The organism is Solirubrobacter soli DSM 22325 (genome assembly GCF_000423665.1).
Taxonomy (GTDB): domain Bacteria; phylum Actinomycetota; class Thermoleophilia; order Solirubrobacterales; family Solirubrobacteraceae; genus Solirubrobacter; species Solirubrobacter soli.
The window spans coordinates 200,806-212,477 of sequence record NZ_KE384074.1 but is presented as its reverse complement, the minus strand read 5'-3'; the positions used below and the strand labels follow the sequence as shown (position 1 = coordinate 212,477).

Below are 11,672 nucleotides of genomic sequence, written 5' to 3'. Positions count from 1 at the left end.
GAATTGCGTACCCCTAGCCGTTCGGCCGGGGCTCTTCCGCACCTGAGTCCAGGGCCGCCCAGGCCGCGCTCACGGCCGCGATCCGGTCGTTGACGCCGAGCTTCGCGTAGATCCGCTCGGCGTGCTTGTAGACGGTCTTCGGCGTCACCTTGAGCTGGGTGGCGATCGCGGCGGTCGAGTTGCCGCGCATCATCGCCTGCAGGACCTCGGCCTCGCGCGGGGAGAGCCCGAGCGAGGTGAGCAGCGACCGCGGCGCGCCGCGCGAGCCGCGCTCGAACAGGCGCACGGTCGCGCCGCCCTTCGGGGCGAGCGTGCGCACGATCAGCGGCGTGCCCCCGGTGACCGGGACGACGCTGTGCGCCGGGCCGGGCGTGTCGCGCAGCCGGTCCGGCAGCCGATCGTGCGCGGCGTCGTGGTCGACGAGCTCGAGCGCCGCGCGGCCCGCCTCGGTGGCGAACGCGATCCGGTTGCTCGCGTCGGTGACGACGATCGCCTCGCCGACGTCGTCGAGCCCGGCCTCGACCGCTTTGAGCACGTCGTGCATGCGCTCGCGCAGGGTCGCGTTGGCGTGCGCCTGGATCAGGTGCGGGCGGGCGAGGTCGAGGAGCCGCCGCTGGGGGTCGGTGAAATCGTCGGCGTCGGCGAACACGAGCCCGATCAGCAGCCGCGGTGGCGCGGGCAGCGTGACCGCGAGCTGGTGCTCGACGCCGAGCGGGACGAAGACCTCGTGGTAGAGCTCGAGCTCCCGGAACGAGGCCATCGACGTGACGTCCGAGAGCCGGTGGGCGCGCGGGTCGCGCGTGGCCAGGTGGTGCTGCACGAGCGGGTTCTGGTGGCCGTAGCGGCCCCACTGCGCCATCACCCGCTGCGGCGCTTGGGGTCTGACCAGCGTCACCAGCGGGTTCCCCTCGCCGCTGACCTCGTTGTAGGACGTGTAGGCGGCGGGGATGACCCGCGGCAGGACGTCGAGTAGCGCCGTGCGGAAGCCGGCGACGTTCTCGGCGTGGTGGACCTCGCCGAGCAGCTCGAGCAGACCGTGGAGCTCGCGCTCGGGGAGCGTCATCCGCGGTAGACCTCGGCGGCCGCCCGGTGGAAGCCCTCCGGCTGGCCGACCGCGGCGAACGCGTCGGCGATCTCCTCCATCTCGCCGACCCAACGCCAGCCCTTCTGCGCCTTGGCGGTCTGCGCCCGCTCGTATCGTCCGCGCAGGTCGCCCCACTCGCCGTCGAGCGCGTCGCCGACCCCGTAGGCCTCGGCGACCGCGTGGGCGGCCAGCAAGAGCGCCGCGCTGCCCTTGCTCCAGGCGGCGTAGGCCAGCTTCAGCGCGCTCGCATCCGCGACGACGCGCGCCTCGACGATCGTGTCCTCGAACAGGGCGGCGACCACGTGCGCACTCTCTCCGCTCAGGTACAGGCGTGTCGACCCCTCGAAGGTCGGGGGTGGACCGATGATGCCGCCGTCGACGAAGTCCGCACGCGGCACCAATGCCCGCACCTCTCGCGAGCGCGCGGGCGAGATCGCGTTCGCGTCGACGTAGATCCCGGCGAAGTCCGCCACCGACGCGGCGACCTCGCGCGCCGCGTGCGGCGGGCAGATCGACAGGATCACGTCGGCGCTCAGCGGGTCGCCCGGCTCCAGGTCTCGAGCGCGCTCGGCGGTCGCCGCCGATCGCCCCTCGGGCACCCAGATCGCGGGTTCGGGCAGGCACGCCGCCACCGCGGCGCCCATCTCTCCGGGATGCAACACGGCGATCCTCATGTCGAGATCGTGACGCTCCGACCACGTGGGCCGCCATCATGTAGTCCCGTGGAGCGCATCCAACAACCCACGGCGGCGGGGCTCGAGGGCCTGATCCCGCTGCCCGAGCGGGCAGAGAAGCCGCGCCTGACCGGCGTCACCCACGTCGTCGACCCCGGTCTGACGTGCGTCGAGGCCGCCGGCCTGATGGAGGTCGCGTCCAATCACGTCGACGTGATCCGGCTGGGCTGGGGCTCGGCCATGGTCACGCAGGCGCTGGAGGCCAAGCTCGCTACGTACCTCGACCACGGCGTCTCGCCGATGCTGGGCGGGACGCTGACCGAGCTGGCGTGGCGGCACGGGCGGATCGAGCAGCTGCGCGACGCGCTGCTGCGGCTGGGCATCCGCCACGTCGAGGTCTCCGAGGGCACGCTCGACCTGCCGGTCGACGACAAGCGGCGGCTGGTGCAGAGCCTCGACGAGGACTTCACGGTGTTCGTCGAGGTCGGCTCCAAGGACGGGCGCCTGGCGCCCGCGAGCGAGTTGTGGGTACGCCAGGCGAGCGAGGCGCTGGACGCGGGGGCGCACGCGATCATCTGCGAGGGGCGCGTGTCAGGGGACGCCGGGCTGTACTGGCCCGACGGCTCGATCCGCGACGAGCTCGTCGACGCGCTCGTCCGCGAGGCGGGGCTCGACCGGCTGATCTTCGAGGCGCCGCGACGCTCGCAGCAGGCCTGGCTGGTGCGCCACTTCGGCTCCAACGTCGGCCTCGGGAACATCCTGCCGCACGACCTGATCGGCGTCGAGAGCCTCCGGCTCGGCCTGCGCTCGGACACCTTGACCCGCTTCCACGCATGACGAGCCCGGCAACCGGCTGCCGCGGCCTCGGCCGTGCGGTTCCGGGCATCCCGGTTGTGGCGCGGTGAGCGACCGTCCCGCCGTCCTGCTCACGGGCGTCGGCAAGCGCTACGACATCGTCAGCTCCTTCGCGCGGCACGCGTTCGTCGTCGCCGCGGACCCGAGCCCGCTCGCGCCCGCCCAGTACGCGGCCGACGTCAGAGTCGCCCCACCGCGGGCGGACGACCCGGCGTACATCCCGTTCCTGACCGAGCTGTGCGACGAGCACGGTGTCATCGCCGTGATCCCGCTGACCGACCTCGACCTCGAGGTCCTGGCGCGCAGCGACCTCCCGGCGTTCGTGCCCGACGCCGACGTCTGCAAGGCAACGTTCGACAAGTACCTCGCGCACCAGCTGCTCGAACAGCACGGCCTCCCGTCGCCGCCGACATGGCTGCCGGGGGAGGAGGCCGCGGCGTTCCCCGCCGTCGTCAAGCCGCGCAAGGGCTCGGGCTCGCGTTCCATCCACCCGTGCGCCGATGCCCGCGAGGCCGACTTCTTCGCCGGCTACGTGAAGGAGCCGGTGATGGTCCAGCGCAGGATGGACGGCCCGGAGTTCTCGGTCGACCTGCTCTGCAACCGCGACGGCGTGTGCCTGAACGCGATCCCGCGGACGATGCTCGAGTCGCGTGGCGGCGAGTCGATCAAGGGCCAGGCGATCGCCGACCCGGAGCTGATCGACCTCGGCCGCGCCGTCGCCGAGGCGCTGCCGCTGCGCGGGCCGGCCACCGTCCAGATGTTCCGCGACTCCGAGCTCGGGCTGCGCGTGACCGACATCAACGCCCGCTTCGGCGGCGCGTTCGCCTGCCCGATGTACGCCGCGCACCCCGGCCGCAGCTACCCCGAGCTGATCGTGCGGATGGCGCAGGGCGAGACGGTCGAGCCGCACGTCGGCGAGTTCCGTTCGGGCTTCACCTTCACGCGCTACTTCTGGCAGCTCGAGCTGGACGAGAGCTACACGCCGACCGGGCGCGACATCGTGCCGGACGGCCCGCGACCGCCGCGCTGAAGCCTAAAGGGGCCTGACCCCTTTAGATTTCTCAGGAAGCTCTGAGGCTCAACGGAGGGTTCTCGCAGGGTCGGGCAGCACCTTGAGGGCTCCCCCGACTTTGTGAAGGAGCACTCTTTGAGGGCGATGAATGTCGCCATGGCCGCGGTCGCGGCCGTGGCTGTAGGCGGCGCGGCCACCGTCGTCGGCGGCGGCAGTTCCAGCGCCGCGACGACCACCTCGCGCACGGTGACCGTCAAGCGCGGCGTCGTGCAGGAGACCGTGTCCGGCAGCGGCAACCTCGAGGCGGTCAAGCAGTCCGACCTCTCGTTCGACCAGGCCGGCGAGATCACGCGGGTCTACGTCTCCGAAGGCGAGCACGTCGACGCGGGCGAGGCGCTGCTGCGCCTGCAGCCGACGGACGAGACCCAGGGCGTGACCTGGATCCGGGCGCCGTTCAGCGGCACGGTCGCGAGCCTCGGCGTGGCGAAGGGCGACATCGTCTCCGGCTCGGGTTCGACGGACTCCACCGCCCAGGTCACCCTGGCCAAGCTCTCCAAGTACGACCTGCAGGTCTCGCTCTCGGAGTCCGACATCGGCAAGGTCAAGACGGGTCAGCTGGCGACCGTCACGGTCAGCGCCACGGGTGAGGAGCTGGCGGCCAAGGTGATCGACGTCGGCGTGCTGTCGTCCTCGTCGTCGTCCGACAGCGGCGCCACGTCGTCCTCGTCCTCGAGTGCGGTCGCCTACCCCGTGACGCTGCGGCTGACCCAGACCGGCAAGGACCTCAAGCTGGGCATGACCGCGAGCGCGGACATCGTCACCTCACAGGCGACCGGCCTGACCGTCCCCACGCAGGCGCTGCGCGGCAACACCCTGACGCTCTCGACCGGCGCGACGGCGCGGGTGCAGACCGGCGTCAAGGGCGACTCGACGACGGAGATCGTCAGCGGCGTCAAGGCGGGCGACAAGGTCGTGGTGACCTCCACGAGTGCGGCCGCGGGCGCCGGCGCGACCGGAAGCGACAGCGCGACCCAGCAGCCATCGCAGGTCCAGAACGGTGGCTTCGGGGCCGGCGGCTTCGGCGGCGGCACCGGCGGCCCACCGGCCGGCGGCGCACCGCCTGCGGGGATCGGCCGATGAGACCCGTCATCGACGTCCAGGACGCCGAGCGCGTGTACCAGGTCACCGAGGAGATCGCGGTGCGGGCGCTCGACGGCGTCTCGCTGCTGATCGAACGCGGCGAGCACGTCGCGATCATGGGCGCGTCAGGCTCCGGCAAGAGCACGCTGATGAACATCCTCGGCTGCCTCGACGCGCCGACCGCGGGCACCTACCTGCTGGACGGCGTCGACGTCCGCGACTACGAGGACGACGAGCTCTCCGACGTGCGCAACGCCAAGATCGGGTTCGTCTTCCAGGCGTTCAACCTCGTCCCGCGGATGAGCGCCGTGGCCCAGGTGGAGCTCCCGCTGGCCTACGCCGGCGTGCGCCGCAAGGAGCGTCGCTGGCGGGCGGAGGCGGCGCTCGCCGCCGTGGGGATGAGCGAACGGCTCGACCACCTGCCGTCCGAGCTGTCCGGCGGCCAGCAGCAGCGCGTCGCGGTCGCCCGCGCGATCGTCACCAACCCCGCGCTGATCCTCGCCGACGAGCCGACCGGCAACCTCGACTCCCGCTCGACCGCCGAGGTGCTCGACATCTTCGACGCCCTGCACGCGGAGGGCCGGACGATCGTGCTGATCACCCACGAGGACGAGGTCGCCCGCCGCGCGCAGCGGGTCGTTCGCATGGCGGACGGGAAGATCCTCGAGCACCCGGTCCTCGCGTGAACGGGGTCGAGACGGTCCGCACCGCGCTCGGCGCGATCGCGGCCAACAAGCTGCGCGCCGGGCTGACGATGCTCGGCCTGTGCATCGGCGTGGCCGCGGTGATCGCGCTCGTCGCGGTCGGCAACGGGTCCAAGAAGCAGGTCCAGGCCTCGATCGACGCGCTCGGCTCCAACGTGCTCGTCGTGCAGGCCAATCCTGGCCGCTTCGGGCCGGGCGGCAGTGGCGCGAGCGTCACGTTCGACACCAAGGACGTGACCGCGCTGGCGGACACGTTCGACGCCCCGGACGTCAAGAGCGTCGCGCCCGCGGTGACGGCGCAGAGCACGACGCTGACCGCCGGCTCGACCAGCTACTCGCCGAGCTCGTTCGTCGGCACCACGCCGACCTACGCGACGACCAAGAACATCGAGGTCTCCGAGGGCGCGCTGTTCACGTCCGCGGACGTGACCGACCACGCCCGCAAGGTCGTGATCGGCCCGACCGTGGCCGAGAACCTCTTCAGCGGGTCCGATCCCGTGGGTCAGACGATCCGCGTCAACGGCACGAGCTTCACCGTCATCGGCGTGACCGCGAGCAAGGGCTCCAATGGCACGACCGACCAGGACGACATCGTGCTCGCGCCGCTGACCGCCGTCCAGGACACGCTGACCGGCTATGGCGGCCTGTCCTCGATCACGGTCCAGGCGACGTCGGCGAGCACGCTGGACGCCGCCCAGGCCGAGGTCCAGTCGATCCTCTACGAGCGCAAGGACGTCACCGACACGTCGAACCCCGGCTTCCGGGTGATCAACCAGGGGTCGGTGCGGGAGGCCAGCAGCGCGTCCACCGACGTCTTCACCACGCTGCTCGGCGCGGTGGCGGCGATCTCGCTGCTGGTCGGCGGGATCGGCGTGATGAACATCATGCTCGTCTCGGTCACCGAGCGCACGCGTGAGATCGGCATCCGCAAGGCGATCGGCGCGCGCCGCGCCGACGTCCTGCAGCAGTTCCTGGTCGAGGCGATCCTCGTCTCGGTGATCGGCGGGGCGCTCGGCGTCGCCGTCGGGCTCGGCGCGAGCCATTTCGAGATCGCGGGCGTCCAGCCCGCCGTGGCCGCCTCCACGGTGGCGCTCGCCTTCGGCGCCGCCGTCCTGTGCGGCCTGTTCTTCGGCACCTATCCCGCGGCGCGCGCCGCACGAATGCGCCCGGTCCAGGCGCTCCGCTTCGAGTAAGGAGACCCATGAGCATCGCGATCGACAACCCCGCCCCGCGGCGACCCCGGCGGCGGGCGTTCACCCCGGTCACCGGCGGGCTGGCGGCGGTGATCCTCGCCGCGGGCGGCTTCATCGGCGGCGTCCAGCTGCAGAAGAGCCAGGCCACGACCTCGACGCCGTCGTTCCCCGGCGGGCAGCTCCCGGCCGGCATCCAGGGCGGCGGCCCGCCCGGCGGCGCCGCCACCTCCGACGCCGCCACGACGGGCACGGTCGAGTACACCAAGGGAAACGTCCTTTACGTCAAGGACAGCGACGGGAACACGATCAAGGTCAAGCTCAAGTCGAGCAGCGACGTCACCCGCACCGCGGCCGCCGACGGCGACGCGGTCGAGCCCGGCGACAACGTCGTCGTCCAGGGGGAGACCAACGCCAACGGCACCGTCACCGCCAGCGCGGTGACCGCCACCGAGTAGAGACCTCCACGGCGGGCATGGGCGCGGCGCGGCTACGCTAAGCCGCCGTGCTGCGGTCCATGTTCGCCGGAATGTTCTCCGTCCTGTTCGTCGCGGGGATCATCGGGCTGGGCGTCTATCTGGCGACGTACGAGCCGTCCCCGGCGCCCGCGTCGACGCCGAGCACCGCCGCCGCGCCGCCCGCCGGCGCCGCGCAGTCCGCCACGCCGACGCCGTCCGCGGTGCCGGACCTGCCGGCGGTGAAGATCCGGTCGCTCCCGGCCGCCGCCAAGGCCGCCGGCTGCACCCTCCAGAGCCCGCCGCTCCAGGGCGTCGCGCACGAGGCGCGCGAGTTCACCGAGGCCGACTACAACTCCAACCCGCCGACGTCCGGGACGCACTTCCCGACCTGGTACGAGGACGGCGTGTACGCGCCGGGCGACACCCCGGAGCTCGGCCGGCTCGTGCACTCGCTCGAGCACGGCCGGATCGAGATCCAGTACAAGCCGGGCACGTCGCCCGACACGGTCGGTCAGCTCGAGAAGCTCGTCGACGAGATGGACAGCGGCTACCACCTGCTGCTGTTCGAGAACGCGACCAAGATGCCGTACGAGGTGGCCGCGACCGCCTGGGGTCACCTGCTCGGCTGCCCGAAGTTCAACGACAAGGTCTTCGACGCGCTCCGCGCGTTCCGCAAGGTCTACGTCGACAAGGGCCCCGAGACCGTTCCGTAGCCCATGCCGTCGCTGCAGCTCGACGTCCCGACGGCGCCCGACGGCGAGACGGGACGCGCGCTCGCGGGGGAGCTGACGGCGATCTACGCCGAGGTGATGGAGGCGCCGCCGGAGATCGTCACCGTGGTCATCCGCGAGGCCGCGGTGTGGCGCGACGGCGCGCCGTCCGCCTTGCTGATGTGCGACGTGCGCCGCGGCCGGCCGGCCGAGCAGCGCGCCGAGCTCGCACGGCGGCTGACCGCGGCGTGCGCTGCCGTGCTCGGCCTCGCGTACGTGAAGGTCGAGTTCACCCAGCACGCGGGCGACGAGATGTGGCACCCGCACATGGGTGGTTTCAATCAGGACTGGTCGTAGACTCGTCGCCCAGATGTCAGGCACGGTGTGCGACGGTGACGCGGTGAATTCCCCCAGCGCACCTGAGCCGCGTGCCGAGTGGGAGCTGCCGGCCGCGCCTGGCAGCGTCGGTGCGATCCGCGGCGGCGTGCGCGAGTTCGCCCGCGAGCACGGCGCCACGGACGCGCTGCTCATCGACCTCGCGCTGGCGGTCACCGAAGCGGTCACGAACTCGGTAGTGCACGCGTTCATCGACCGCGACCCGGGGCTCGTGCGCACGCAGATCCAGGCCGGCGCGGACGAGCTCGTGGTGACCGTGACCGACAACGGGCGCGGGATGCAGCCGCGGGCGGACTCTCCTGGGCTCGGGCTCGGGCTGCCGACGATCGCCTCGCTGACGACGGCGATGGACATGCACGCCCCGCCGGGCGGCGGGACCGTGATCACGATGACCTTCGCGGCTCCCGGCGTCAAAGGCCCCCCGCGCCCCGCGGCGCGCGAGGCCGAGCTGCTCGAAGCCGTGGGGCGGATCGTCGGGGGGACGTGGCCGGGGGAGGGGGTCGAGCGGCTCGTCGACCTGCTCGTCCCCGAGCTCGCCGACGCCTGCGCGCTCGACGTGATGGACGCGGCCGGGCGCCCGCAGCGGTTCGCCGGCCGCATCGACGGCCCGGACGGCGCCGCGCAGTCGCTGTGGCTCGCCGCGCTGAAGCCGCGCACCGACGCCCCGCAGTCCGCCGCCCGCCAGGCGATGGACGATGGCGCGCTGCACATCGTCGAGCTCACCCGCGAGCACATCGCCCGCATCACCAACTCCGGCGAGGACGCCGAGCAGATGGCCGCCACCGGCATCCACTGGTGGATCGTGGTGCCGCTCGCCGCCGACGGGCGCCGGCTCGGGCTGCTGCACTTCGGGCTGCGCCCCTCCCGCGGGGCGCCGCCGATGCCGCTGCTCGAGCTCTACCGCGCCGTCGGCGACCGCGCCGCCCGCGCGCTGATCACCACCCAGCTGATCTCGGACCTGCGCCGCACCCGCGAGCGCTTCCAGCGCATCCTCGAGGTGCTGGGCGAGGCGGTCACCGTGCAGGACGCGTCCGGGCGGATGGTCTACGCGAACACGGCCGCGGCCCGGCTCGTCGGCTGCGCGACTCCTGAGGAGCTGCTCGCGACGCCGGCCGAGGTGCTGACCGCCCGCTTCGACATGTTCGACGCCGAGGGCGGGCGCGTCGACTTCGCCGACCTCCCGGCGCTGCGCCTGCTCGCCGGCCTCGACGCGCCGCCCTTGCTGACGCGCTCGGTGCATCGCGAGAGCGGCCGCGAGCTGTGGCTGCTGACCAAGGCGACGCTGCTCGACGACGGCGGCGAGCTGCTCGCGGTCAACATCATCGAAGACGTCACCGCGTCGCGCTGACCACTTCTTCACACCGCGGACGCCCGGGTCTCATTGGCTTCGCGGCATGCAACTACGCCCCGTACGAGGCGGGCTCCTCGCGCTGCTCGCCTCCGCGGCCCTTGCCGCACCGGCCGCTGCACAGACGCCCAAGCCGCTGACGATCGTCTTCGTCGTCGACGGCCTGCGGCCTGACTCGATCAACGCCACCGACACCCCCAACCTGTACCGGATGGCGCAGGAGGGCACGCGCTTCTCCAACAGCCACTCGGTCGTGCCGACGGTCACCCGCGGCAACGCGACCGCGATCGGCTCCGGCGCCTACCCGGCGCGCAGCGGCATCCTCGGCAACGCGATGTACTGGCCGGGCGTGAACCCGACCGGCTCCTTCAGCACCGGCGACGCCAACCAGCTGACCAAGCTCGACGAGGTCACCGGCGGCAAGATGGTCCTCGTCCAGACGCTCGGCGAGCGCGTCCAGGCCGCGGGCATGAAGGTGCTCGCGCTGGGCTCCGGCACGTCGGGCGCGACGCTGCTGCTCAACCCGCGCGCCCCCAAGGGCGTCGGCCAGATGGTCAACACGGGCGACGCCGCCGCGCCGTTCGCCTACCCGGCCGCGCTCGGCGACCAGATCAAGGCCCAGTTCGGCGAGCCGCCGTCGACGTCCGGCCAGCCGAACGCGAACGTCCGCGTCACGTACGCCGAGAAGGTCCTCCGCGAGGGCCTGCTCACCGCCGACGGGCCGGACGTGGTCCTGAACTGGATCACGGAGCCCGACGGGTCGCAGCACTCCTACGGCGTCGGCGCCGAGCAGGCGCTGAGCGGGATCCGCAACTCCGACAAGGAGCTCGGCCTGGTCATCGACCGCGCGAAGGCGCTCGGCCGCCGCACCAACGTGATCGTCGCCTCCGATCACGGCTTCTCGCTGCGCGACTACAACGTCAACGTCACCCAGGCGCTGATCGACGCGGGCCTGAAGACGTCGGCGAACTCCGACGACGTGATCGTCTCCAACACCGGTCCCGCGCTCGTCCACGTCAAGAACCGCGACGCGGCCAAGATCCGCGCGATCGCCGAGTTCCTCAAGACCCAGCCGTGGGCGGCCGGCGTCTACACCGCGGCCGAGGCGCCCGCCGGCGGCGCGTACGTGAAGTCGCCCGGCGACGACAACGCCGCCACGGTCAAGCCGTACGGCTTCGTGCCCGGCACGTTCTCGCTCGAGCTGATCCATCACTCCAACCCGGAGCGCGGCGCCGACGTGATCGTCACGTTCCCGTGGTCCTCGCAGCCCAACGCCTACGGCGTGCCCGGCCGCGCGGCCTACGCGGGCGGCGGCGCGACCGGCCCCGTGACGGGTCCCGGCTCCGAGCACGGCTCGTTCTCGCCGTGGGACGTCCACAACACGCTGCTGGCGTGGGGTCCGGACATCAAGCGCGGCGCGGTCTCCGACGTGCCGGCGGGCAATGCCGACATCGCGCCGACGGTGCTCGCGCTGGCCGGCATCCCGGCGACGGGTGAGCCGCTGGACGGTCGCGTCCTCAGCGAGGCGCTCGTGAACGGGTCCACCGCGAGCGCGTTCGGCACGCGGATCTTCCGCGCCGGCAAGTCCGCGATCCAGGTCTCGTCGGTCGACGGGCGCTGGTACGTCGACAAGGCCTGGTCGGACGACTCGACGCCTGAGGCGCAGGCGCCGTTCGCCGCGGTCGGCCAGGGCGCGGTGGCGGGCAACGTCCCCGCCACCCTCTCGCTGACGCTCGGCGCGCCGGCGTCGTTCGGTGCGTTCACGCCCGGCGTCGACAAGGACTACACCGCGCAGACCACGGCCGACGTCGTGTCGAGCGCCGGCGACGCGGCGCTGAGCTTCAGCGACCCGGGCAAGCTGATGAACGGGACCTTCGCCCTACCGTCGCCACTGCAGGTCGAGCTCAGCAAGGCGGCCTGGACGGCGCCGGTCAGCCACGACCAGGTGACGATCGCGTTCAAGCAGCACGTGAGCGCGGGCGACGCGCTGCGCACGGGCGCCTACTCGAAGACGCTGACGTTCACGTTGTCGACCACCACACCGTAGGTGCTGTAACTCACATCAACACGCTCTCATCGGCCGACGTATCAGGCAGGCGTA

The 11,672-nt window shown here is 72.3% G+C and carries 12 protein-coding genes; 10 read left to right on the top strand and 2 right to left on the bottom strand.

The genetic code is table 11. The features are described from left to right. Positions 1 to 13 precede the first annotated feature (13 nt). Positions 14 to 1,063, bottom strand: coding sequence for a helix-turn-helix transcriptional regulator (locus tag G569_RS60365; RefSeq protein WP_028068062.1), 1,050 nt, complete (start codon positions 1,061 to 1,063; stop codon positions 14 to 16). Continuing rightward, positions 1,060 to 1,758 (bottom strand): DUF1932 domain-containing protein, encoded by a 699-nt coding sequence (locus G569_RS56685; RefSeq protein ID WP_037503512.1) that lies wholly within the window; start codon positions 1,756 to 1,758, stop codon positions 1,060 to 1,062. The genes G569_RS60365 and G569_RS56685 overlap by 4 nt, the downstream gene beginning before the upstream one ends. Positions 1,759 to 1,806: 48 nt before the next feature. On the opposite strand from G569_RS56685, the gene G569_RS0143515 reads away from it, so the two are divergent. From G569_RS0143515 to G569_RS0143470, 10 genes are all read left to right on the top strand, one after another. Then, positions 1,807 to 2,595: a phosphosulfolactate synthase gene (locus tag G569_RS0143515; protein ID WP_169542386.1), complete on the top strand. Its 789-nt coding sequence runs from the start codon at positions 1,807 to 1,809 to the stop codon at positions 2,593 to 2,595. A gap of 64 nt (positions 2,596 to 2,659) precedes the next feature. After that, positions 2,660 to 3,643, top strand: a complete 984-nt coding sequence (locus tag G569_RS0143510) for an ATP-grasp domain-containing protein (protein ID WP_028068060.1) — start codon at positions 2,660 to 2,662, stop codon at positions 3,641 to 3,643. A gap of 126 nt (positions 3,644 to 3,769) precedes the next feature. Continuing rightward, positions 3,770 to 4,765 (top strand): efflux RND transporter periplasmic adaptor subunit, encoded by a 996-nt coding sequence (locus tag G569_RS0143505; protein ID WP_084286358.1) that lies wholly within the window; start codon positions 3,770 to 3,772, stop codon positions 4,763 to 4,765. Further along, complete coding sequence (locus tag G569_RS0143500) at positions 4,762 to 5,451, top strand: ABC transporter ATP-binding protein (RefSeq protein WP_028068058.1); 690 nt, start codon at positions 4,762 to 4,764, stop codon at positions 5,449 to 5,451. Before G569_RS0143505 ends, G569_RS0143500 begins: the two co-directional genes overlap by 4 nt. Further along, positions 5,448 to 6,662, top strand: a complete 1,215-nt coding sequence (locus G569_RS0143495) for an ABC transporter permease (protein WP_028068057.1) — start codon at positions 5,448 to 5,450, stop codon at positions 6,660 to 6,662. The genes G569_RS0143500 and G569_RS0143495 overlap by 4 nt, the downstream gene beginning before the upstream one ends. Positions 6,663 to 6,670: 8 nt before the next feature. After that, on the top strand, positions 6,671 to 7,117 hold the full coding sequence (locus G569_RS0143490) for a hypothetical protein (protein WP_028068056.1): 447 nt from the start codon (positions 6,671 to 6,673) through the stop codon (positions 7,115 to 7,117). Between the two features lie 47 nt (positions 7,118 to 7,164). Continuing rightward, positions 7,165 to 7,830: a DUF3105 domain-containing protein gene (locus tag G569_RS60360; protein WP_157592721.1), complete on the top strand. Its 666-nt coding sequence runs from the start codon at positions 7,165 to 7,167 to the stop codon at positions 7,828 to 7,830. Positions 7,831 to 7,833: 3 nt separating this feature from the next. Continuing rightward, positions 7,834 to 8,184 carry a tautomerase family protein gene (locus tag G569_RS0143480; protein ID WP_028068055.1) on the top strand — a complete coding sequence of 117 codons (351 nt, stop codon included), beginning with the start codon at positions 7,834 to 7,836 and terminating at the stop codon, positions 8,182 to 8,184. A gap of 43 nt (positions 8,185 to 8,227) precedes the next feature. Next, positions 8,228 to 9,571 (top strand): ATP-binding protein, encoded by a 1,344-nt coding sequence (locus G569_RS0143475; RefSeq protein ID WP_169542385.1) that lies wholly within the window; start codon positions 8,228 to 8,230, stop codon positions 9,569 to 9,571. Between the two features lie 46 nt (positions 9,572 to 9,617). After that, positions 9,618 to 11,618 carry an alkaline phosphatase family protein gene (locus G569_RS0143470; RefSeq protein WP_028068053.1) on the top strand — a complete coding sequence of 667 codons (2,001 nt, stop codon included), beginning with the start codon at positions 9,618 to 9,620 and terminating at the stop codon, positions 11,616 to 11,618. Positions 11,619 to 11,672 lie beyond the last annotated feature (54 nt).